Annotated in this window: 21 protein-coding genes; 6 read left to right on the plus strand and 15 right to left on the minus strand. The window is 68.3% G+C overall.

What is annotated here, in order from left to right; genetic code table 11:
* Positions 1-452 precede the first annotated feature (452 nt).
* Entirely contained in the window at positions 453-1328 is an 876-nt protein-coding gene (locus tag SNE35_RS22745; protein ID WP_320425314.1) for a sterol desaturase family protein, read from the minus strand.
* Positions 1329-1560: 232 nt separating this feature from the next.
* Complete coding sequence (locus SNE35_RS22750; RefSeq protein WP_320425315.1) at positions 1561-1986, minus strand: VOC family protein; 426 nt, start codon at positions 1984-1986, stop codon at positions 1561-1563.
* Positions 1987-2082: 96 nt separating this feature from the next.
* Between SNE35_RS22750 and SNE35_RS22755 the strand changes: the two genes are divergently transcribed.
* Positions 2083-2775, plus strand: a complete 693-nt coding sequence (locus SNE35_RS22755) for a dienelactone hydrolase family protein (protein WP_320425316.1) — start codon at positions 2083-2085, stop codon at positions 2773-2775.
* A gap of 18 nt (positions 2776-2793) precedes the next feature.
* Here SNE35_RS22755 and SNE35_RS22760 read toward each other — a convergent pair whose 3' ends face one another.
* From SNE35_RS22760 to SNE35_RS22770, 3 genes are all read right to left on the minus strand, one after another.
* Positions 2794-5802 carry an EAL domain-containing protein gene (locus SNE35_RS22760; RefSeq protein WP_320425317.1) on the minus strand — a complete coding sequence of 1003 codons (3009 nt, stop codon included), beginning with the start codon at positions 5800-5802 and terminating at the stop codon, positions 2794-2796.
* Between the two features lie 82 nt (positions 5803-5884).
* Complete coding sequence (locus tag SNE35_RS22765) at positions 5885-6130, minus strand: hypothetical protein (RefSeq protein WP_320425318.1); 246 nt, start codon at positions 6128-6130, stop codon at positions 5885-5887.
* A gap of 226 nt (positions 6131-6356) precedes the next feature.
* Positions 6357-6857 (minus strand): Rossmann-fold NAD(P)-binding domain-containing protein, encoded by a 501-nt coding sequence (locus SNE35_RS22770; RefSeq protein ID WP_320425319.1) that lies wholly within the window; start codon positions 6855-6857, stop codon positions 6357-6359.
* A gap of 171 nt (positions 6858-7028) precedes the next feature.
* Between SNE35_RS22770 and SNE35_RS22775 the strand changes: the two genes are divergently transcribed.
* The gene (locus SNE35_RS22775) at positions 7029-7751 is read left to right on the plus strand and encodes a Crp/Fnr family transcriptional regulator (protein WP_320425320.1); all 723 of its coding nucleotides are present in this window, start codon (positions 7029-7031) and stop codon (positions 7749-7751) included.
* 10 nt (positions 7752-7761) lie between these two features.
* Here SNE35_RS22775 and SNE35_RS22780 read toward each other — a convergent pair whose 3' ends face one another.
* From SNE35_RS22780 to SNE35_RS22790, 3 genes are all read right to left on the minus strand, one after another.
* A complete protein-coding gene (locus SNE35_RS22780; protein ID WP_320425321.1) occupies positions 7762-9831 on the minus strand; it encodes a PAS domain S-box protein in 2070 nt (689 codons plus the stop codon).
* A gap of 1 nt (position 9832) precedes the next feature.
* A complete protein-coding gene (locus tag SNE35_RS22785) occupies positions 9833-10585 on the minus strand; it encodes a response regulator transcription factor (protein ID WP_320425322.1) in 753 nt (250 codons plus the stop codon).
* 66 nt (positions 10586-10651) lie between these two features.
* Positions 10652-11740 carry a fatty acid desaturase gene (locus SNE35_RS22790; protein WP_320425323.1) on the minus strand — a complete coding sequence of 363 codons (1089 nt, stop codon included), beginning with the start codon at positions 11738-11740 and terminating at the stop codon, positions 10652-10654.
* Positions 11741-11916: 176 nt separating this feature from the next.
* On the opposite strand from SNE35_RS22790, the gene SNE35_RS22795 reads away from it, so the two are divergent.
* Entirely contained in the window at positions 11917-13467 is a 1551-nt protein-coding gene (locus tag SNE35_RS22795) for a methyl-accepting chemotaxis protein (protein ID WP_320425324.1), read from the plus strand.
* 84 nt (positions 13468-13551) lie between these two features.
* Positions 13552-13998: a universal stress protein gene (locus tag SNE35_RS22800; RefSeq protein WP_320425325.1), complete on the plus strand. Its 447-nt coding sequence runs from the start codon at positions 13552-13554 to the stop codon at positions 13996-13998.
* Here the strand turns inward: SNE35_RS22800 and SNE35_RS22805 are convergent, their stop codons facing one another.
* The gene (locus SNE35_RS22805; RefSeq protein ID WP_320425326.1) at positions 13999-14664 is read right to left on the minus strand and encodes a sulfite exporter TauE/SafE family protein; all 666 of its coding nucleotides are present in this window, start codon (positions 14662-14664) and stop codon (positions 13999-14001) included.
* Between the two features lies 1 nt (position 14665).
* A complete protein-coding gene (gene hemN, locus SNE35_RS22810) occupies positions 14666-16096 on the minus strand; it encodes an oxygen-independent coproporphyrinogen III oxidase (RefSeq protein ID WP_320425327.1) in 1431 nt (476 codons plus the stop codon).
* Positions 16097-16179: 83 nt separating this feature from the next.
* On the opposite strand from hemN, the gene fnr reads away from it, so the two are divergent.
* On the plus strand, positions 16180-16938 hold the full coding sequence (fnr, locus tag SNE35_RS22815) for a fumarate/nitrate reduction transcriptional regulator Fnr (protein WP_320425328.1): 759 nt from the start codon (positions 16180-16182) through the stop codon (positions 16936-16938).
* Positions 16939-16974: 36 nt separating this feature from the next.
* On the plus strand, positions 16975-18270 hold the full coding sequence (locus SNE35_RS22820) for an acetyl-CoA hydrolase/transferase family protein (protein WP_320425329.1): 1296 nt from the start codon (positions 16975-16977) through the stop codon (positions 18268-18270).
* Here SNE35_RS22820 and SNE35_RS22825 read toward each other — a convergent pair whose 3' ends face one another.
* Genes SNE35_RS22825 through SNE35_RS22845 form a run of 5 tightly spaced genes read right to left on the minus strand, consistent with a single transcriptional unit; the run spans position 18271 to position 21217 of the window.
* Entirely contained in the window at positions 18271-18531 is a 261-nt protein-coding gene (locus SNE35_RS22825) for a hypothetical protein (protein ID WP_320425330.1), read from the minus strand.
* Positions 18503-18724, minus strand: coding sequence for a nitrogen fixation protein FixH (locus SNE35_RS22830; protein WP_320425331.1), 222 nt, complete (start codon positions 18722-18724; stop codon positions 18503-18505). The genes SNE35_RS22825 and SNE35_RS22830 overlap by 29 nt, the downstream gene beginning before the upstream one ends.
* Positions 18725-18745: 21 nt before the next feature.
* Positions 18746-20146, minus strand: coding sequence for a cytochrome c oxidase accessory protein CcoG (ccoG, locus tag SNE35_RS22835; RefSeq protein WP_320425332.1), 1401 nt, complete (start codon positions 20144-20146; stop codon positions 18746-18748).
* 4 nt (positions 20147-20150) lie between these two features.
* Positions 20151-21074, minus strand: a complete 924-nt coding sequence (gene ccoP, locus SNE35_RS22840) for a cytochrome-c oxidase, cbb3-type subunit III (protein WP_320425333.1) — start codon at positions 21072-21074, stop codon at positions 20151-20153.
* Positions 21071-21217: a CcoQ/FixQ family Cbb3-type cytochrome c oxidase assembly chaperone gene (locus SNE35_RS22845; protein ID WP_320425334.1), complete on the minus strand. Its 147-nt coding sequence runs from the start codon at positions 21215-21217 to the stop codon at positions 21071-21073. Before SNE35_RS22845 ends, ccoP begins: the two co-directional genes overlap by 4 nt.
* Between the last annotated feature and the right edge of the window lie 13 nt (positions 21218-21230).

Below are 21230 nucleotides of genomic sequence, written 5' to 3' on the forward strand. Positions count from 1 at the left end.
CATGATCCTGCTCCTGTTGAAGAGCGAGGCGGATTGCCTCGCCGATCAACGGTGGCAGGAATGGCGGATCGAGTTCGGACCAATGCCGCCGGAGCAGCTACCGCGAGAGCGGTTTAGTCCATTGGCCAAGACCTGACCTTCGGAACGTTCAGCCTGACCGGCAGCAATCGCTGCAAAGCAGCCCCCGATCTTTCATTCACCCCGGTTGCATCAGCCGGCATATACGCCGCTTGGTCACCAGACGTTGCGGCTGCGGGCGATCTCTCGCAAGTTTCCGCGGGGCAAATTTCCGAGCTGCTTCTGCGACAACGTCCGACAACAACAATGCCGCCGCCGAGCACGCGGCCAAGGGAGCCGTCGTAGCCGAGCGTCACGAGCTGGGCATGGATCTCATTCAAGGTGCGCCACCGTTCGGCGGGGCCGGCTATCACGACCTGTCTCCCTATTCGTGTCTACAGCCGGTTGATCGGCAGATAAAGCCAACCAAAGAATTCACGGTGCCACTCACGGGGTTTGTCGCTGACGACGCCGGTGCGGTGGTCCAAGCCGATCGGCCCTGCGTTGAAGGTACCGAATACCCGGTCCCAGAACGTCAGGATCTCCGCAAAGTTGTGGGTGGGAGTCGTGGCGTCGTTGTAAGCATGGTGGATCAAGTGATAGGTCGGCAGCTGGAAGACGCTGGCGAGCCGGGTCACCGGAAATTCGACGTTCGAATGAGTGATCAAGGGGATGATCCAGACGACGGAGTACAGCCCCAGCATGACATCCTTGTCGAAACCCAGAACGAACAACACGATGAGCTCGGGCGAGTAGATGATCACATCGTCGAGCGGATTGCCGCGGGCGGTGGACATGGCACCCAGACGTTCGGGCATGTGGTGCAGGGAGTGAATGCGCCACAGCAGGGGAACCTGGTGCATCCAGCGATGGATCCAGTAACGGATGAAATCCATGATGAACACTGCGGCGACGCATTGCAGTGCCCAGTGCAGGCCGACCTGATGCTTCAAGCCGAAATAGGACCGTATGTGATCAGCCAGCCACACGGACATCGCGAAAACCGCTGCCGAAACCACCGCCGCCTCTACAACCTGGAAGATTACGTCAGCCGACAGTTCACGAAACTTGACACCGTCTTTGGTGATGTAGTTCCACGATGCATTGCGGGGTTTCACGAACTCGAACACCACCAGAAAGATGAGGACGGCCGAATAGGTGTAATCCGCCCACGTGATTGCCGGCACCTTCAGGCTCCACAACAGAAGGTCACCGCCGATTACGACAGACAGGACCAGGAGAAACAGCTGGTTCTTCAGGAAAAGCCTCATGGACTCCATCTCCGGCCAATACGTTGCACCCTATGCGTGCAACCGGACTTGGCATTCGCTACTGCGCGCCGTGGCCCCAGAGGATACGCGACCGAGATGTCTTTGGGGATTCGGACGATGTCTCCAGACCAGTCAGTCGGAACTTGAGCCGGTCGGCACCTGAATGACCGGGATCGGCACAGGACCGGTCGAACGAGGAACAGGTGGAAAGCACCCGACCGCAACGTTCGCTTCAGTTCTTCTCGCCCTGGGCAACCTGCGAGACCAGACCCGTCTCGCGCAGTTGGATCACGTTGCCTTCCGAATCCATGCCGTCGCACACGCGCAGGCCCTGAAACGACCACTCCTTGGCGACCGCATCTACGACGCCGCCCACTGCAGCCGCCGCTGCTCGCGCCGCGGCAATGTCGGGCACCGGGAACGCCAGCTTGATCGCAGTGGCTTCGCGACGTTCCGGCGGCGAGGAGATGACGATCCGCGTCGCAATGGCGGCTGGGATCGCCACGATCACCAGTTCGAAGCAGTCCGACTCCAGCACCACGTGGTCGTCCACGCGATGCACGATCGTGAGGTTCGCGACCTCTGCATAGAAGCGCGCTAGGCGATCGAGATCCTTCGCGTAGACGATGGCACCGGCTTGGAAATCAGACGAATTCATGAGGGCCCTTTGGGATGGAAGCCTTGAGTGTCGCGCGGCAGGGTGCTCCCAACGATACTGGAACGGACCAGCCAACGAACAAACAAGGAGAACCCGATGGGAACGACGATCCAATTCAAGCGCCCTGACGGCCAGGAACTGCCGGGCTATCTCGCAGAGCCGGCGCAGCCGCAGGGCGCGCCAGCAGTGGTGGTCATCCAGGAATGGTGGGGTCTGAACGACCAGATCCGCGGCGTGGCCGACCGCCTCGCCCACGCCGGCTTCCTGGCGTTGGTGCCTGACCTGTACCGCGGCAAGAGCACGGTGGAGAAGGAGGAAGCGCACCACCTGATGACGGGCCTGGACTTCGGCACCGCAGCCACCCAGGATGTGCGCGGCGCGATCCAGTTCCTGAAGACCCGCTCTGCCAAGGTCGGCTGCGTCGGCTTCTGCATGGGCGGCGCGCTGACGCTGCTGGCCGCCGCTAACGTGCCCGAACTCGACGCCGCCGTCACCTGGTACGGCTGCCCGCCGCTGGAGTACATCGACGCCGGCAAGATCACGATTCCGCTGCAGGGCCACTGGGCCGACCAGGACCAGTTCTTCCCGCCGGCCCAGATCGCCGGCCTGACGGAGAAACTGAAAGCCGCCGGCGTGAAGCACGACTTCCACCACTACCTCGCGCACCACGCGTTCGGCAACGAGCAGGCCGTGGGTGAAGGTCGGATCGCGGAGACGCACTATGACCCGGTGTGGGCGCAGAGGGCGTGGGACCGCACGTTCACGTTCTTTGCCAAGCACCTGGCCTGACACCGGTAACCCCGGAGCTCAATGCTGCTGCTCGACCATCGCCACGAGCAGATCATCGATCGACGCCGGCCGATGGACCAGGAAACCCTGGGCGTAGTCCACGCCCAGCTCCGACAGCCGCGCCATCACGGCCGGGTGGTCCACGAACTCGGCGACCGTCTGCAGGCCCATCACCTTGGCCACGTCGACGAAGCAGCGCACCGCGGCCTCGTTCAGCGGATCGGTGATGAGGTCGCGGACGAACTGTCCGTCGATCTTCAGGTAGTCCACCGGCAGGTTCTTCAGGTAGCCGAAGGACGAGGCGCCGGCACCGAAATCGTCCAGCGCGACCCGGACGCCCGAGGCACGCAGGTGCTCGACGAACAAGGCTGCGTCCGACATCTTCGTGACCGCGGCGGTCTCGGTGATCTCGAGGCAGAGCTGCGAGCGGATCGTCGGGCCGGCTTCATCCAGCAAGGCGAAGGCCCAGTTGTGGAAAGCACGGTCGCCGACGGACTGGCCCGACAGGTTGACGCTCAGGCCCGCCAACACGCTCGACGCCGGAAGCGCCTTCAGCCACGACACGGCGCGCTGCAGCACCCACTTGTCGATGCGGGTGGCCAGGTGGAAGCGCTCTGCCGCGGGCAGGAAGGCGCCGGGTGGCACCAGGCGGCCATCGACATCCTTGAGCCGCAGCAACACCTCGGCGCGCAGCCCGGCACAGTCTTCCTGCAGGCATTGGATTTTCTGGGCATAGAGGACGAACTCGTTGTTGTCCAGCGCCCGCTCGATGCGCGAGGTCCATTCCATCTCGCCGTGCCGGGCGCGCATCGCGGCGTCCGTGTCGAACCAGGCGTGATAGCGGTTCCGTCCGGCTTCCTTGGCGGCATAGCAGGAGGCGTCGGCCGCCTGCTTGATCTCTTCGGTGTTGGACCAGCGGCTGTCCAGCGGCACCAGGCCGATGCTCGTGCCGATGCGGAAGCGCCGGTCATCGTGCAGGAAGCGAAAGACGTCCATGCGATCGCAGATGCTCTGGGCCACCCGCTGGGCCTGCGCCGCCGTGCAGTGCCCGAGGATGATGGCGAACTCGTCCCCACCCAGGCGCGCGAGCGTGTCCCGGGAGCGGATCGCGTCCTCCAGCAGCCGGCTGACCTGCTGCAGCAGCTTGTCCCCGACGGCATGTCCGCAGGCATCGTTGACCAGCTTGAACTGGTCGAGGTCGATATACAGCAGCACATGCTCGCTGTGCTCCTCGTGCGCACTGTCCAGCGTGCGCTGCAGGCGCGTCTCGAACTCCGTACGGTTCACGAGGCCGGTCAGGGCGTCATGTGTGGCGCGATAGGTCATCTCGCGCGACAGGCGCCGCTGCTCGGACACATCGCGGAAGACCAGCACCACGCCGACCAGTTCGCCCCCGGCGCTCCAGATCGGCGCCGCCGAATCCTCGATGCCACGCTCGCTCCCCTCCAGCGAGATGAGCACGGAGCGATGCGCCAGGCCCACCACCTGTTCCTCGACGAGGCAGGCCGCGACCGGATCGGGGGCCGGCTCGCGCGTCTCCTCATGGATGATGTTGAAGACCTGTCGCACCGGGCGCCCTGAGGCCTCGCTGTTCAGCCAGCCCGTCAAGGACTCGGCGACGGGGTTGAGCCAGGTCACCAGGCCGGTAGCGTCGGTGGTGATGACCGCGTCGCCGATGGACTGCAGCGTGACGCGCAGCAGCTCGTGCTGCTCCGCCAGCTCCCGGGCCAGGCGCTGGCGCTCGGTGACGTCCTGGAAGGCACCGAACAGGCTGACCGCCGTTCCGTCGACCCTGTCGACGGAGCCGATCGTTCGAACCGCGCGCAGTGCGCCGTCGGACCGGACCAGCTCCAGTTCCAGATCGAAGCCCTTGCCCGACCTGATCGCCTCTTGCACGGCGGCCTCGACGACGATCCGCGATCGCGGCTCATAGTAAGCGATGGCCTCTTCCAGCGTGGGCTGATGCCCGGGCTCGACCCCGTGGATCTGGCAGACCGCGGACGACCAGAAGACCTCGCCCGAGACAAGGTTCACTTCCCATCCGCCCACGCCGGCCAGCACGCCCGTCCGCTCCAGGAACTGCTGGCTCCGCCTGAGGGCCTGCTCGTCCTTCTTGCGCGACGTGATGTCCTGGGCCGTGCCACGCACGGCCACCACCTGTCCGGCCTCGTTCAGGACGGCGGTCCCCCGCGTCTCCATCCAGCAGCGCTGCGCCGAGTCTCCGCGGGAGAACTCCGCCTCGATGACGTAGGAGCCGCCGGTGCGGCGACACTCATCAATGGCCCGGCGCAGCCGGCGCTGGCCATCCGGTGCGAACAGCGCAAAGCGCTCGTCCAGGCTGGGCAAAGGCTGGGTCGGATCGAAGCCGGCAATGCGGTACAGCTCTTCCGACCAGACCGTCACGTCGTGGACGACGTCCCACTCCCAGCTGCCGATGTGGCCCAGGCGCTGGGCCTCGCCCAGGGTGCGCGCTGTCTCCCGCAGCACCTGCTCCCGGTTCGCCAATTCCCTGGCGATGTCCCGCGTTCGCCGCGCGACGGCCCGGCTCTCCAGGGCATGGCCCGCGGCCACGGCCAGTTGCTTGAGCACCTCGCGCTGCATGGCGTCGAGGCACCGCGGCTGGCGGTCGATGACGCAGATGGTGCCCACGCGGAAGCCCTGGTCCACGAGGACCGGCATGCCTGCGTAGAAGCGGATGTCGGGCTGGCCGGTGACCAGCGGGTTGTCGGCGAATCGCTCGTCCACCGTGGCGTCCGGCACCTCGAAGAGATCATCACCAAGAACGGCATGGGCGCAGAAGGCCGATTCACGCGGCGTCTCGGTGACGCCCGGGAGCCCGACATTGGCCTTGAACCATTGCCGCTCCGCATCGATGAGGCTGATCAGCGAGACCGGCACGCCGCAGACGGCTGAGGCCACGGCCACCAGAGCCTGGAATTCGGCTTCAGGTCCGCTGTCGAGGACGTCCAGGCCGCGCAGCGCCTCGAGGCTCTGCGTCTCGTTCGATCGGAGAGGTGCTGCGCTCATGGTGCACCTATTGTTCCCCGGTGCACCCGCGGTGCAAGCCGCGAATCGACGCAAGCGCTGTAGGCGAATTGCCTACAACGTGTCAGTCCGTCGGCAGCGCGATGCGCCTGCGCTTCTTGATCGTCACGGTCGGCGCCGCGAGGGATTCCTTGTTCCCTCCGATGGCGCCAGCGTGCTCAGACACGCCCGCCCGGCGGAGCGCCGTCGCGACATGGCCGGCGTTCAGCACCTCGATGTAATCGCCATTGACCTGCGCGTAGTCGCCGGACGGCAGCCGCGCCAGCGCGCCCACCTGCATGCCGGACTGGATGGTGCCCATCAGTTCCATGTCGGCTCGCGCGTAGGTGAAGCGAGTCCAGCCCATACCCGGGGTCACGAATACGGGGGCCGATGTTTCTTGTCTTGAGTTCAGCATTCCTGAAAAGCTCTGATGTAGTTCGTGCGGCGACACCGCAATGCACGAATTTCGTGCATCGACAGGTGCTCCCAGCCGTCTGACCATCCACCAAGCAGCTTTGATGCCACCCGGCAGCCACCCGAACAGATGGCAGGGCTCAGTCGATGCTCCGCAACATCAAGGCCTGGATCACCCACGCCCTTTTCTCGTCGGGCGCGGCATCGCCAGGCAGCGCCTGCGCCAAGGCCTCCGACGGGTGCCCGCTGCAGGCCAGGCCCGGATAAATCGGGATCGATGCGGCCGTTCCCAACCGGTGGACCAGTGCGGGATCCATGCCCTGGCATTCGACGGCGTCGTAGAGCTGGCCCAGCAACTGGGCGGTGGCGTTGACCAGGCGAAAGCTGCTGTCGCCGTCGAGGATGGCGGGGATGTGCGAGACCTGCGCGCCCAGCTCGCCAGCGGCGCGCCGGAACAGCCGCGCGTCCTCGCTCTGGTCGCTCGCGCACATCAGGCCCAGGCGGCGGCCGCGCAGCAGGCTGGCCCGCAGGTCCACTCCCGCGGCCTGCAGCGTCTTCGCCTGCTCGACCGTGGCCTGCGCCTGGTCCGGCGTGAAGGGCTGGGCGGCGAGGATGTCGCGCGCAAGGGCGTTGGCATTCATGGGGCGAAAGACTAGCTGCTGGCCCGCGCGCGCCATTGACAAAGCGCAAGCCCTGACGTCGTGTTTACCAAGCATTACCGACTTGTTACCGAGCGACTCTCGCCATTGCCAGGACGTTGCCGGCCGCTGCCTAGGATCGATCCATCGAACGATCCATTCCCGGGAGTCCAGATGGCGACCACCACCCACCCCTTCCGCTTCGACGACGGCCTGTCGCAGCGCATCTCCGAAACCCTGCAACTGCTGGCCGCCACGCTGGCGCCGCAGCGGCGCGTGGTCCATGCCGGCGAGACGATCTACCAGGCCGGCGAGAAATTCAGCCATCTCTACATCCTCAACTCCGGCATCTGCAAGCTGCTGAGCCAGTCGGCCGACGGGCGCGAGCAGGTGGTGGGCCTGAAGTTCCGCGGCGACTGGCTGGGCTTCGCGGCGATCTCGCAAGGCCACTACGTCTGCGACGCGGTGGCGATGGACACGGGCGAGGTCTGGGCCATGCGCTACGACTCCGTGATGAAGGCCTGCGCCGCCCATCCGGCGCTGATGGCGGTGATCCACGAGGCGATGAGCGGCGAGATCATGCGCGACCGCGACTCGATGATGTCCGTCTGCACCCTGCCCGCCGATGCCCGCGTGGCCGACTTCCTGCGCTACTGGGCCGACTCCCTGGCCGAGCGCGGGCTGCGCACCGACCAGATCACGCTGCGCATGACCCGCGCCGAGATCGGCAACTACCTGGGCATCACGCTGGAGACGGTCAGCCGCGCGCTGTCCAAGCTCGAACGTGCGGCGCTGATCCACTTCACCGAGAAGGGCCGCCGCGACATCGCGATCCCCGACGTCGGCGGGCTGGAGGACTTCATCCAGCGCTGCCTGGGCGCGCCGGTGTCCGTCTGACGCACCTTCTTCAGGCCGCCAGCACGCGGGCGATGGCGCCGGCCAGTTGCTCGCGCGAGTAGGGCTTGGGCAGCAGTTCCCAGGAGGCCGGCGATTCGCGATCGGCGTCCAGCAGCTCGGACGAGAAGCCCGACATCAGCAGCACATGCAGGCGCGGCAGCCGCTCCTGCGCCAAGCGGGCCAGCTCGGTGCCGCGCAGGCCGGGGCCGAGCGCGATGTCCGACAGCAGCAGCTCGAAGTCGGCCTCCGGACTCAGGTGCATCAACGCCTCTTCGGCACTGGCGCTGGCAGTGACGCGGCAGCCCAGCATCTTCAGGAACTGCGTGGCCACCTCGCGCACCGGGCCATCGTCCTCCACCAGCAGCACCTTCAAGCCGCGGGGCACACCCTCCACCGGCGCCGCGCCCTCCTCGCCCGCCTGCGGCTCATGGCGCGGCACGGGCAGGTAGAGCCGGATCGTCGTGCCCTCCCCCGGCGCGCTGTCGATGCTGACGGCGCCGCTGGACTGCTTGGCGAAACCGTAGACCGTGCTGAGCCCCAGGCCCGTGCCGCGGCCGGCCTGCTTGGTGGTGAAGAAGGGCTCGAAGGCCCGCTCCTTCACCGCGTCGGGCATGCCGGTGCCGGTGTCCGACACGGCGATGGCGACGAAGCGCGGCCCCGGACCCGCAGCGGGCCCCAGTTCCAGCGCCGCATGCTCGGCCGCGTCCACTGGCGCGGTGGCGAAGCGCAGCACGCCGCCGTCCGGCATCGCGTCGCGCGCATTGATGGCGATGTTCAGCAGCGCCGCCTCCAGCTGGCCCGGGTCGGCCTGCACGGCGGTGCCACCCGCGTCCACATCGACCTGGATCTGGATGCGCTGGTCCAACGTGCGGTGCAGCATGTCGGACAGCGAATCGAGCAGCGCCCGCAGGTCCACGGCGCTGGGCTGCAGCACCTGCCGGCGCGAGAAGGCCAGCAGCTTGCCGGTCAGCTCCGCGCCGCGCCGCGAGGCCCGCGCTGCGGCGGCCACCATCTGCTGCGCGGTCTCGTCGCGGGCCAGGGTGGGCAGTTCCTCCAGCACCTGCAGATTGCCCTGGATCACCGTCAGCAGGTTGTTGAAATCGTGGGCGATGCCGCCGGTGAGCTGCCCCACGCTCTCCAGCCGCTGCGCGTGGTTCAGCGCCTCCTCGGTCTGCGCGCGCTGCAGGCTGGTGCCCAGCAGGCTCGCCAGCGATTCCATGAAGCGCTGCTCGTCGCTGCCGAAGCGATGGGCCTGCCGCGAGCGCGCCGTCAGCATGCCGACGACGCGGCCCCGGTCGGTCAGCGGCACGGCCAGCGCACTGACCAGGCCGGCGCGCAGATAGGCCGGCGGCACGCCGAAGCGCTGCTCGCGGGCGTAGTCCTCCACCACCACCGGGCGGCCCTGTGCCAGCACGAAGCCCGGCGGCGTGTCCGGCCGGTTGGGCACCGGGTCGCCCAGCCGCTCGCCCTCGAACAGGCCCACGCCGCTGGCCACGCGGAAGGCCTGCTGTTCCTTGTCCAGCAGGAAGACCTGGGCCACCTCCACCTGCAGCGCCTCGGCCGCGATCACGGGCACCTGCTGCAGCAGCTCCTGCGGGTCGCGCGCGTCCACCGCCAGGCGGCCCAACTGGGCCAGGTGCTCGGCATAGCGGGCGCGCTGCAGCGCCTGCTTGACCCGCGGATAGGAGCCGATGTCGCGGATCGCCGCCACCACGAAAGGCAGGCCCTGGTCCTGCAACGGACTCAGCGCGATCTCCACCATCACCTCTGAGCCGTCGCGCCGCTTGGCCACCAGGTCCATCTGCGTGCCCATCGGCCGGGTGCGCGGCGCGTGGCCATAGGCCTCGCGGTAGGCGGCGTGGCGCGGGCGGATCGAATCGGGCACCAGTGCATCGACGCTGGTGCCGGTCAACTCATCCCCCTCGTAGCCCAGCAACGTGGTGGCGGCCGGGTTCGCCAGCACGATCAGACCGCGGCTGTCGACCAGCAGCAGCGCATCCGGGTAGGCCGAGAACAGCGAGCGGAAGACCGTGCTCTCGTCGATGCCGGCGGGCAGCGTTGGCGGCGCGCTGTGGGGCATATCAGCGCTGGCCGGTAGTGACGGGCGGGATAAAGATATAGCCGGCGCCGCGCACCGACTTGATGATCTGCGGGTTCTCCGCATCCTGCTCCAGCTTCTTGCGCAGGCGGCCCACCTGCACGTCGATCGTGCGGTCGAAGGGCCCGGCCTCGCGGCCGCGGGTCTGCTCCAGCAAGGTGTCGCGCGACAGCACGCGGCCCGGGTGGTGCAGGAAGGCGCTGAGCAGGTCGAACTCGCCCGTCGTCAGCGACACCTCGCGGCCCTGCGGGTCGGTCAGGCGGCGCGCGGCCAGGTCAAGCTGCCAGCCTTCGAAGCCCAGGCGCTCGCGGTTCGGCGCAGCGGGTGGCGTGGGCGCAGCGGCGGCGGTGGCCGGTACTGCGGCCGGCACCAGCCGCCGCAGCACCGCCTTGATCCTTGCCAGCAGCTCGCGCAGGTCGAAGGGTTTCGTCACGTAGTCGTCGGCCCCCACCTCGAGCCCCACCACCTTGTCCACCGCGTCGCCGCGGCCGGTGACGATCACCAGCCCGCAGCGCCAGTGCTCGCGCAACTGTCGCGCCACGGCGAAACCGTCTTCGCCGGGCAGGCCCAGGTCCAGCAGCACCAGGGCCGGCGGGTCGCGCGGCATCAGCTCGGCCAGGGCCTGCCCGCTGTGCAACTGAGTGACCCGGTAACCCTGGGCGCTCAGGTAGTTGCCGAGCAACTGGGTGATGTCGACTTCATCGTCGACGACGGCGATATGCAGGCTCGGATTCACAGGCAATCGGGCCGCCGTGGCGCGACACGCGCGACACGGAAAAGTTGGCCCCGTTGAGGTTTGCCGTTAGGTTAACAGCTCACCTGCCGGACCACTGGTGGCGCGCCCACGGAAATCGGTCCAACAGCCGCGCCTGAAGTCGTAGAGCTTGCAGCGCCGCGCCGTGTCGGCATACCAGCGCCACGAGAACGGCTGCACGACGATATGGCCGCGTAGCCGCTCCTCCAGCAGCCGCTGCGCGGCCCTCAGCAGGTACAGCGGCACGCTCATGTCCACGTGGTGCGCCGTGTGCTCCATGATGTGGTGCAGTGCCGCGCCCATGCCGTAGCGGAAGGTCAGGTGCACGGTGGTGGAGACGAAAGGCTGGGCCGCGGACCAGCGGCGCTTGTCCTCATGCCAGGCCACCTCGGGATGGGTGTGGTGCACGTAGACGACGAAGCCCATGAAGCCGTTCCACACGAGGAAGGGCAAGGCGAAGCCGACGGTGAGCAGCCATGCGGCCGAGCGTCCGTCGTGGATGGCCAGGGCCAGCAGACCACCGATCCAGGCAGCGGCGAAGGCGCTCACCAGCAGGCAGTCGAGGGTGAAGATCCGCCGCCGCGTCGGCATGTAGCGCCGGTTGGGAAAGAGCATGCGCTTCCACCAGATCTCCACGACGTAGTAGAGCCACGGCGCCCAGCCGCTGCGATAGACGCTCTCCAGCAGCCGGCGATGCGGCGGCAGCGCGCGGAACTCCTCCAAGGTCAACGGCTGCCAGACGAAGTCCACGCCGCGCAGGTTGGTGTAGCCGTGGTGGACCACGTTGTGCCCCGTCTCCCACAGGCTGTAGGGCGTCAGCGAGGGCAGGAAGACCAGCCGGCCGATCCAGCGGTTCAGCCGCCGGTGCCGGGTGAGGCTCTGGTGGCAGGCGTCATGGCCGATGACGAAGAGCCGGGCGATCATGAAGCCGGCCAGCAGCGCGCCCACCAGTTGCAGCGCCGGCGTCCGGCTGAGGACGGTGAAGGCCATCACCCCGGCGAACAGCAGCAGATCCAGCAGCACCAGGCGCAGCGCCGTGGCTGTGTTGTGCTGGGCAATCGGGATCAGCCAGGAACGGATCTCCTTGCGGTGGGGCATCGCCCCCGGTTCGGCGGCACGCCGTGTCTCATTCGTCATGCGGCCATTCCACCCCGGCGGCGCGAGGCGCGTATTGCGGCAGATCAAAGCCTGGGCCGTTACCGAGCATTTACACAGCCCATACCTAACGTCACCGTTCCACTCACCCGGTTGTCACGGGATTACCCGGAGCTTCCTAGCATTCCTTCATCGATCCTGGACTGAAGGGAGACCCCATGCAAAGCCACCGCCCCGCGCGAGAAGTGACCGGCCGCGAATACCTTGTTCCCGAAGGCTCGCCCTTGGTCTCGACGACCGACCTCAAGAGCTACATCACCTACTGCAACCCGGCCTTCATCGAGGTCAGCGGCTACACCCGCGAGGAGTTGCTGGGCCAGCCGCACAACATGATCCGCCACCCCGACATGCCGCGCGAGGCCTTCCGCGACATGTGGGCGACGATCCAGGCCGGCGAGCCCTGGAGTGCGCTGGTCAAGAACCGTCGCAAGAACGGCGACCACTACTGGGTGGTGGCGAACGTGACGCCGGTGCTGGAGAACGGCCGGGTGGCCGGCTACATGTCGGTCCGCACCCGCCCCACCCGCGCGCAGGTCGAATCCGCCGAGATGCTCTATGCCGGCATGCGCGCCGAGGCCGAGGCCGGCCGCGTGCACACCGCATTGCGCCATGGGCAACTGCAGCGGCTCACGCTCGCCGGGCGCCTGAATTCCGCGCTGGACTGGGTGCTGAAGACCCGCTTCGCCCTCGTCTGCGCGGCGCTGCCGCTGCTGGCGGTGGCCATCGTGGCCGCGCTGCCCAACGCCGGCGGCCTCGCGCTGGTGCTGGCGATGTCGCTGCTGGCCGGCTGGGGGCTGCATGGCCGCGCGGTGGCACCGCTGCGCTCGGTCATCCAGGCCGCCAACCGCATGGCGGCCGGCGACCTGCAGCAGAACCTGAGCGCCTCGGCCGACGACGAGATCGGCCAGGTCAACCGCGGCCTGAACCAGCTCAACGTGAACCTGCAGGCCATGGTCGGCGACGTGCGCCAGCAGGTCGACGGCATCAGCAGCGCTTCGCGCGAGATCTCCGACGGCAGCCTGGACCTCAGCGCCCGCACCGAGACGCAGGCGAGCAATCTGCAGCAGGCCGCGGCCTCGCTGGAGCAGATCACCGGCACGATCCGCGGCAACGCCGAGGCCGCGCAGTCCGCCAACGCGATGGCCGCGCAGGCCAGCACGGTGGCCGAGGCCGGCGGCCGTTCGGTCGACGCGGTGGCCGAGCGCATGCAGGAGATCAAGCGCGCGTCCTCCCGCATCGGCGAGATCGTGCAGGTGATCGACGGCATCTCCTTCCAGACCAATCTGCTGGCGCTGAACGCCGCGGTGGAGGCCGCACGCGCGGGCGAGCATGGCCGCGGCTTCGCAGTCGTGGCCGGCGAGGTGCGCATGCTGGCCGCCCGCACCAGCGCGGCGGCGCGCGAGATCAAGCAACTGGTCGCCGAATCGGCCGAGCAGGTGGAAGGCGGCCGGCAACTGGCCGAGGATACCAGCCGCACGGTGAAGCAGACGGTGGCGGCGATCCGCAGCGTCACCGAACTGGTGGCCCGCATCAGCGACGCCTCGCGCGAGCAGGCCACGGGCATCTCGGAGGTCAACACGGCGGTGGCCGAGCTCGACGGGCTGACGCAGCAGAACGCCGCGCTGGTCGAACAGCTCTCCTCGTCCGCCGCCTCGCTGAACGGCCAGGCCGCGGCCGTCACCGAGGCGCTGCAGATCCTGCGGGCCTGATCTCCCGCATGTCTTGATGCTCGTCAAAACGGCGCCGCCTCAGGCGCCGCACACTGGCTTGGCAAACCCAAACGGAGTCACGCCATGTACCAACGCATCCTTGTTCCCGTCGACGGCAGCGGCACCTCGGCCCGCGGCCTGGAGGAAGCCATCAAGATCGGCAAGCTCAGCGGCGCGCGCCTGAAGCTGCTGCACCTCGTCGAGCAACTGCTCTACGCGCCGGGCCTGTATGCCGAAGTGCTGCCGCTGATGCGGGAAGAAGGCGAGCGGGTGCTGGCCCAGGCACGCGCCCAGGTCGAGGCCGCCGGGCTGGCGGTGGAGACCAAGCTGCTGGAGACGCAAGGCGTGCGCCTGGCCGAGTTCGTGAACAACGAGGCCCGCGCCTGGCCGGCGGAGCTGATCGTGATCGGCACGCACGGCCGGCGCGGCATCAGCCGCCTGCTGCTGGGCAGCGATGCCGAGCAGGTGCTGCGGCTGGCCGACACGCCCGTGCTGCTGGTGCGCGGCCAGGACGAGCCCGCGGCGGCCTGATCAGGCGGCGCACCAGGCTGCCACGCGCAGCCAGAGGCCTTGCGTCAACGCCCAGCCGGACATCAGCATCAGCCCACCGCCCGCCAGGCGCAGGCTCAGCGCATTCAGGGCTGCGCTGCCAAGTCTCCGCTGCCAGCGCGACCAGACCCAGGGCGCGAAGGCCAGCGCCGGCATCGAGCCCAGCGCGAACAGCGCCATCACCGCCATGCCCATGCCGACACTGCCGGCCAGAGCCGCCAGCAGCAGCGCACCTTGCATCGCCGCGCAGGGCAGCAGCGTCCACAGCAGGCCCGCCAGACTCGCCCGCAGCGGCGGCCGCACGCGGGGAAAGAAGCGCAACGGCACGGCGCCGGCGCTGCCCTGCAGGCGTGGCTGCCGTCCGGTGGCCAGCCACCACAGACCCAGCGCGAAGACCGCCAGTTGCACCAGCATCCAGACCGGCCGCAGCGCCGGCGCCGCCGCGCCAAGGCGTGCCAGCGCGGCCATGCTGCCCGCCGCCACGCCACCTGCCAGCGCATAGCCGAGCAGGCGGCCGGCATGGAAGCCCACGCCGCTGCGGCGGCAGCCACTGGTGAGCGCGGCGCAGGGCGCGCTGCACATCAGCACGCAATGCGGCGAGGCCGTCAGGCCCAGGGCGAGGCCGGCCAGCGGGAGGGCCAGATTCATCTCAAATCACGCGCGAGAACCGCTCGCGCTGCCGATCGCTGCGCAGGTTCCGGTCGAACACGGCGGCCACCGCGCGCACGAGGAACCAGCCCGCCGCCGTCACCTGGACCGCGGCCGGCTCCAACTGCACGAGCCCGGCCTCCGCCAGCTCCGCGAGCTGGCCCAGTTCGGTGGCGAAGCAGTCCTGTATGCGAACCAGGTGGGCCTGCTCGATGGCCTCGAAATCGACGCGGCCCTGGCACATCAGTGCCATGATCACGTCGCGGCGCAGCAGGTCGTCGCGGCTCAGCGCGATGCCGCGCTCCACCGGCAACTGTCCCTGGCGCAAGGCGTCGTAGTAACTCTCCAGTGATTTGTGGTTCTGGTAGTAGCAGGCGCCGACACGGCTGATCGCGCTGACGCCCAGGCCGATCAGGTCGCCGTCCGGCTGCACGCTGTAGCCCTGGAAGTTGCGGTGCAGCCGCCCCTGCGCCTTGGTCACGGCCAGCGAGTCGCCGGGCAGCGCGAAATGGTCCATGCCGATGTACTGGTAGCCGTGGGCCACGAAGCCGGCGATCGCGCCGCCCAGCATCTGGATCCGCTGCGCCGCGCTGGGCAGCTCCTCCACCGCGATGCGGCGCTGCGGCTTGAAGCGCTGCGGCAGGTGCGCATAGGCGTAGAGCGCGATGCGGTCCGGCCGCAGGCTGCCGACCTGGGCCACGGTGCGGGCGAAGCTCTCCGGGGTCTGGCGCGGCAGGCCGTAGATCAGGTCCACGTTGATCGAGGCGAAGCCCAGGCGCCGCGCGTGCTGCATCAGCTCGCGAACCTGCTCGAAGGGTTGAACGCGGTGCACGGCCTGCTGCACCGCCGTGTTGAAGTCCTGCACACCGAAGCTGATGCGCCCGAAGCCCATGCCACGTAGCCGGGCCAGGCGCTCGGGCGTGACGGTGCGCGGGTCGACCTCGATGGATACCTCGGCCGAGGGCGTCAGCTGGAAGGCGCTGCCCAGCAGCTGCATCAGCTGCGCCAGCTCGTCGTCGGACAGGAAGGTCGGCGAGCCGCCGCCCAGGTGCAGCTGCGACACCGCCCTGCCCGCTCCCGTTGCTGCCAGCACCAGCTGCAGTTCCTGCGCCACTGCGTCCAGGTACGGCCGGGCGCGCTCGTGGTGGCGGGTGATGACCTTGTTGCAGGCGCAGTAGTAGCAGACCGATTCGCAGAACGGGACATGCACGTACACCGACAGCGGCTGCGAGGAGGCGAGCCCGCCCGCCACGGCGCCAAGCCGGCGCAGACTCAGCGCCTGCAGGGCATCGGCCGGGCCGAAGGCTTCGACGAAGCGGTCGGCCGTGGGATAGGAGGTGTAGCGCGGGCCGGGGGCGTCGAAGCGCCGCAGCAGCGCCTCGCTCAAGACCTCGGGCAGGACGGTGGCGGGAGGAGCAGCATCGACTTTCATGCGGGCTATCGTGCATGGGCACCGACCCGCCTGCCTTGACATTGCGCAAGCCCCGCGCAGAGTGCCCGGCGAAGAATGGCGCCATGGCCACCCTGTCCACTCCCGCGCCAACTCCCGCGCCCACTCCCACGTCACCACCCGGCGCCGTCGCCTGCTCCAACTGCAACCTGCGCGAGCTGTGCCTGCCGATGGGCTTCACGCCGGATGAATTCGCGCGGCTCGACGCGCTGGTGGCCACGCGGCTCACGCTCAAGCGCGGCGAGACGCTGTTCCGCAGCGGCGATCCGTTCCGCGCGCTGTACGCGGTGCGCACCGGCTTCTTCAAGACCCGCATCGGCTCCGAGGACGGGCGCGACCAGGTCACCGGCTTCCAGATGGCCGGCGAGCTGCTGGGCCTGGACGGCATCAGCAGCGACCAGCACAACTGCGACGCGGTCGCGCTGGAGCACTCACAGGTCTGCGTGATCCCGTTCTCGCAGCTGGAGACCCTGTCGCGCGGCTTCCCCGAGCTGCAGCGCCAGTTCCACAAGATCATGAGCCGCGAGATCGTGCGCGACCACGGCGTGATGATGCTGCTGGGCAGCATGCGCGCGGAGGAGCGGCTCGCGGCCTTCCTGCTGAACCTCTCGCACCGGCTCAAGGCGCGCGGCTTCTCGCCCTCGGCCCTGCTGCTGCGCATGTCGCGCGAGGAGATCGGCACCTACCTGGGCCTGACGCTGGAGACCGTCAGCCGCTGCTTCTCGCGCTTCCAGGAAGATGGCATCCTGGAGGTGCGACAGCGCCAAGTCAGCATCGTCGACCAGACTACGCTGGAGCGCCTGGTCAGCGGCGCTTCGGCGTAGGCTGGCCCTTCCTTTCCATCCACGAGGTTTCCATCGATGTCCGTGCGCGATCTGTACCAGAGCAAACTCCAGCCGGCCGCCGACGCGGTGCGCCATGTGCGCGATGGCGACGCCATCATCGTGCCGACCGGCGTCGGCGAGCCGCCTACGCTGCTCACCGCCCTGTCCGAGCAGCGCCGCAACTGGCGCGACGTGAAGGTGCTGCAGATCCTGGCGATGCGCAAGTACGGCTACATCGACCGCGAGACGAGCGAGCACGTGCGGCACGTGGCCCTGTTCTTCGGCGGCGCCACCCGGGCCGGGGGCCAGGAGGGCTGGATCGATTTCCTGCCCAACTACTTCTCCGAGATCCCGCTGCAGATCGAGCGCGGGCTGATCGGTGCCGACGTGGTCTTCGCGATGGCTTCGCCGATGGACGCGCACGGCTACTTCTCGATCAGCCTCGGCGCGGACTACACGATGGCCGCCATCGCCAAGGCGCGCGCCGTCGTGCTGGAGGTGAACCCCAACGTGCCCTATGCCTATGGCAACTGCCTGGTGCATGTGTCGCAGGTGACGGCGCTGGTCGAAAGCTCGGAGCCGGTGCTGGAGGTGGGTCTGCCCAAGATCGGCCCGGTGCAGCAGGCCATCGGCGGCCATGTGGCGGCGATGATCGAGGACGGCTCCACCCTGCAGATCGGCTACGGCGGCATCCCCGACGCGGTGGTGATGCAGCTCACCGACAAGCACGACCTGGGCATCCACACCGAGATGCTGGGCGACGGCATCCTGTCGCTGATCGAGTCGGGCGTGGTCACCAACCGGCGCAAGAACTACCTGCCCGGCAAGACCATCGCCACCTTCGCACTGGGCTCGGGCAAGCTCTACCGCTACATGGACCGCAATCCGGCGCTGGAGATGCACCCGGTGCAGTTCACCAACGATCCGGCGCTGGCCTCGCGCAACGACAAGCTCGTCGCCATCAACGCCACCTTGCAGATCGACCTGCTGGGCCACTGCGGCTCCGAGAGCCTGGCTCACCGCCCCTTCTCCGGTACCGGCGGTCAGTCCGACTTCGTGCGCGCGGCCAATCGCTCGAACGGCGGCAAGGCGATCATCGTGCTGCCCTCGACGGCCAAGGACGACTCGATCTCCCGCATCGTCCCCGTGCTGTCCCCCGGCACTCATGTGAGCACCAGCAAGAACGACATCAACTACGTCGTCACCGAATACGGCGTGGCGCAGCTGCGCGGCAAGTCGGCCCGCCAGCGCGCCGCCGAGCTGATCGCCATTGCCCATCCCAACTTCCGCGCGGAGCTGCGCGAGCAGGCGCGGCAACTGGGCCTGGGCTGATCAGTCGGGTGCGTCCAGCAGCGCGGTGATCGCCGTCGAGGTGGCGATCACGCCCCAGAACGCGAAGAAGCACAGCGAGTAGACAGTCATCCGCGAAGCCTCGATCGCGGCGCCGCCGAACCAGCGCAGATCGCCCGGGTCCACCAGCGCGAAGGTCAGCATCTCCATCACGCCGGCCATCAGGAAGGACGGCCACAGGATGGTCAGCACGCGCGGCGGCCGGGGCACCGTCTCAATGATCGTCGGCAGGCGTGGCGGCATGATTGCGGGCCAGTTGGGCGGGTGTCAGTGCGTGGGCGTGCGAGGCGGTATCGGGCGGCAGAGGCGGGTCCGCGCCATGCACGGCCAGGGCCAAGGTGACGAAGCTGGCCACGACGACCAGTGCCGGCCCCATCACCACCAGCCACATCATGCGCACGCGCCACCAGGGTTGCGGTGTCTCGGTTGGGTTCATCGCTGCTCCTCCTTCTTCAATTCATCGCGGGATCACAAAGGTCGACTTCTCGGCCACCAGCATCGGCTGGCCTTCCACGCCGACGCGGAAGCGGAATGCGTGTGCCCCCGGCCCGGCCACCGCCGCAGCCTCCGGCGCCATGCGCACGGCGAGCGACACCCAGCGCGCCTCGGCGGGCGCCACGTCGATGCCGGCGGTGTCGACGATGCGCGCTTGCGCCAGCCCGTCGATCGAGATGGCGTAGCGCTGCGGCCGCTCGGTAGCGTTCATCAGCTGCAGCCGGTAGATGTTCTCCACCTCGCCCTTGCCGACGATGCGTGCCAGGGTCGAGCGGTCGCGGACCACGTCCACCCGCACCGGCGAGCGCAGGGCCAGGCTTGCGGTGAACGCCGCCGCGATGGCCAGCAGCACGAGGCCGTAGACCAGCACCCGCGGGCGCAGGATGCGCTCGGCCATGCGGGCACGGCCGAGCTGCTGCGCCAGGGCGTTTTCAGTGGCGTAGCGGATCAGGCCGCGCGGGTAGCGCAGCTTTTCCATCATGTGGTCGCAGGCATCGATGCAGGCGGTGCAGGCGATGCACTCGTACTGCAGGCCCTGGCGGATGTCGATGCCGACCGGGCAGGCCTGCACGCACAGGCCGCAATCCACGCAAGAGCCGAGGCCGCTCGCGGCCAGGTCGGCACCTCGACCACGCGGGCCGCGCGGCTCGCCGCGTGCGGTGTCGTAGCTGATGATCAAGGTGTCGCGGTCGAACATCGCGCTCTGGAAGCGCGCATAGGGGCACATGTACTTGCACACCTGCTCGCGCAGGAAGCCGGCATTGCCGTAGGTGGCCAGGCCGTAGAAGTTGACCCAGAACCATTCCCAGGGGCCGAAGCCGAGCGTGAAGGCCTCGGCCCACAGCGCGCGGATCGGCGTGAAGTAGCCGACGAAGCTGAAGCCGGTCCACAGGCCGATCACCAGCCAGGTGGCGTGCTTGCCCGTCTTGCGCCAGAGCTTGTTCCAGTTCCAGGGCGCGGCGTCGAGCTTCATGCGGGCGCCGCGCTCGCCCTCGAAGCGGTGCTCCACCCACAGGAAGATCTCGGTGTACACCGTCTGCGGGCAGGCATAGCCGCACCACAGCCGCCCCGCGACCGCGGTGAAGAAGAACAGCCCGTAGGCGCTGAGCACCAGCAGGCCGGTGAGGTAGATGAAGTCCTGCGGGTACAGGACCAGGTCGAAGATGAAGAAACGCCGCGCGGCCAGGTCGAACAGCACCGCCTGACGGCCATTCCACGGCAGCCAGGGCAAGCCGTAGAACAGCGCCTGCGTGAGCCACACCATGATCCAGCGCCAGCGCGAGAACCAGCCCTGCACCGATCGCGGGTAGATCTTGCGCTGCTTCTCGTAGAGGAAGATCGGCGCCGTCTCCATGGTTTTCATGGCTTCAGCGGGCAGCGCTGGCAGTGGTATCGCCATGGTTGGACAGGCCCCACACATAGGCCGCCAACACGCGGATCTGCTCGGTGCTGAGCCGCTCGCCGTGGGCCGGCATCACGCTGTGCTTGCCGTTGTTGATCATCGCGGTGACCGCAGGCACGCCCCAGCCATGCAGCCAGATGTCGTCGGTCAGGTTGGGCGCGCCGATCAGTTGGTTGCCGGTGCCCTTGGCGCCGTGGCAGGCCGCGCAGGCGGCGAACTTGCTGCGGCCGTACTCGGCGCGGGTCTTGTTCTCCTCGCTGCCCGACAGGCTCAGCACGTAGTTCGCCAGGTCCCGCACATCGTCGGCATTGCCCACGGCGGCCGCCATCGGCGGCATCGAGCCCTGGCGACCCAGCGTGATGGACTCGATGATCTTCTCGGGCGTGCCGCCGTAGAGCCAGTCGGTGTCGGTCAGGTTCGGGAAGCCCTTGCTGCCCTTGGCATCGCTGCCGTGGCAGCCGGCGCAGTTGTTGGCGAACAGGCGCTCGCCGACGGCCATGGCCCGCGGGTCGTGCGCCAGCGCCTCGAACGTGAGCGGCGCGAAGCTGGCGTAGACCGGCGCCGCAGTGGCGCGGGCCTGCTGCTTCTCCTGCTCGTACTGGGCGGTGCTGGTCCAGCCCAGGCGGCCGGCGAGGCTGCCCAGGCCGGGATAGAGACCCAGGTACACGCCCGCGAACACCACCGTGAGGATGAACAGCCACATCCACCAGCGCGGCAGCGGGTTGTTCAGCTCCGTCAGGTCTTCATCCCAGACGTGGCCGGTCGTGTTGTCGCCAGACATCGGCTTGGTGCGTGCAGCCACGAAGAGCAGCACGATGCAGGCGATGAGGCCGAGGACGGTGGCGGTGCCGATGTAGGCGGACCAGCCTTCGTTGAAGAAGTCGCTCATGGTGTGCCGTCCTCCTCGAAGGGCAGGCGGGCGGCCTCGTCCAGCGCCTGGCGGCGGGTGGGCCAGAAGGTCCAGGCCATCAGGGCCAGGAAGAGCAGCAGGCTCAGCAAGGTGACGGCGCTGCGGAAGTCGTTGAGGTCCATGTTCATGTGCTCC

The organism is Roseateles agri (assembly GCF_034043675.1).
Classification (GTDB): Bacteria; Pseudomonadota; Gammaproteobacteria; order Burkholderiales; family Burkholderiaceae_C; genus KK5.

Excerpts from the sequence above, each read along its gene's own strand:
- SNE35_RS22745 (WP_320425314.1), bottom strand. The coding sequence starts at position 1,328 with ATGAGGCTTTTCCTGAAGAACCAGCTGTTTCTCCTGGTCCTGTCTGTC.
- SNE35_RS22750 (WP_320425315.1), bottom strand. The coding sequence starts at position 1,986 with ATGAATTCGTCTGATTTCCAAGCCGGTGCCATCGTCTACGCGAAGGAT.
- SNE35_RS22755 (WP_320425316.1), top strand. The coding sequence starts at position 2,083 with ATGGGAACGACGATCCAATTCAAGCGCCCTGACGGCCAGGAACTGCCG.
- SNE35_RS22760 (WP_320425317.1), bottom strand. The coding sequence starts at position 5,802 with ATGAGCGCAGCACCTCTCCGATCGAACGAGACGCAGAGCCTCGAGGCG.
- SNE35_RS22765 (WP_320425318.1), bottom strand. The coding sequence starts at position 6,130 with ATGGAACTGATGGGCACCATCCAGTCCGGCATGCAGGTGGGCGCGCTG.
- SNE35_RS22770 (WP_320425319.1), bottom strand. The coding sequence starts at position 6,857 with ATGAATGCCAACGCCCTTGCGCGCGACATCCTCGCCGCCCAGCCCTTC.
- SNE35_RS22775 (WP_320425320.1), top strand. The coding sequence starts at position 7,029 with ATGGCGACCACCACCCACCCCTTCCGCTTCGACGACGGCCTGTCGCAG.
- SNE35_RS22780 (WP_320425321.1), bottom strand. The coding sequence starts at position 9,831 with ATGCCCCACAGCGCGCCGCCAACGCTGCCCGCCGGCATCGACGAGAGC.
- SNE35_RS22790 (WP_320425323.1), bottom strand. The coding sequence starts at position 11,740 with ATGACGAATGAGACACGGCGTGCCGCCGAACCGGGGGCGATGCCCCAC.
- SNE35_RS22795 (WP_320425324.1), top strand. The coding sequence starts at position 11,917 with ATGCAAAGCCACCGCCCCGCGCGAGAAGTGACCGGCCGCGAATACCTT.
- SNE35_RS22800 (WP_320425325.1), top strand. The coding sequence starts at position 13,552 with ATGTACCAACGCATCCTTGTTCCCGTCGACGGCAGCGGCACCTCGGCC.
- SNE35_RS22805 (WP_320425326.1), bottom strand. The coding sequence starts at position 14,664 with ATGAATCTGGCCCTCCCGCTGGCCGGCCTCGCCCTGGGCCTGACGGCC.
- hemN (WP_320425327.1), bottom strand. The coding sequence starts at position 16,096 with ATGAAAGTCGATGCTGCTCCTCCCGCCACCGTCCTGCCCGAGGTCTTG.
- fnr (WP_320425328.1), top strand. The coding sequence starts at position 16,180 with ATGGCCACCCTGTCCACTCCCGCGCCAACTCCCGCGCCCACTCCCACG.
- SNE35_RS22820 (WP_320425329.1), top strand. The coding sequence starts at position 16,975 with ATGTCCGTGCGCGATCTGTACCAGAGCAAACTCCAGCCGGCCGCCGAC.
- SNE35_RS22825 (WP_320425330.1), bottom strand. The coding sequence starts at position 18,531 with ATGCCGCCACGCCTGCCGACGATCATTGAGACGGTGCCCCGGCCGCCG.
- SNE35_RS22830 (WP_320425331.1), bottom strand. The coding sequence starts at position 18,724 with ATGAACCCAACCGAGACACCGCAACCCTGGTGGCGCGTGCGCATGATG.
- ccoG (WP_320425332.1), bottom strand. The coding sequence starts at position 20,146 with ATGAAAACCATGGAGACGGCGCCGATCTTCCTCTACGAGAAGCAGCGC.
- ccoP (WP_320425333.1), bottom strand. The coding sequence starts at position 21,074 with ATGAGCGACTTCTTCAACGAAGGCTGGTCCGCCTACATCGGCACCGCC.
- SNE35_RS22845 (WP_320425334.1), bottom strand. The coding sequence starts at position 21,217 with ATGGACCTCAACGACTTCCGCAGCGCCGTCACCTTGCTGAGCCTGCTG.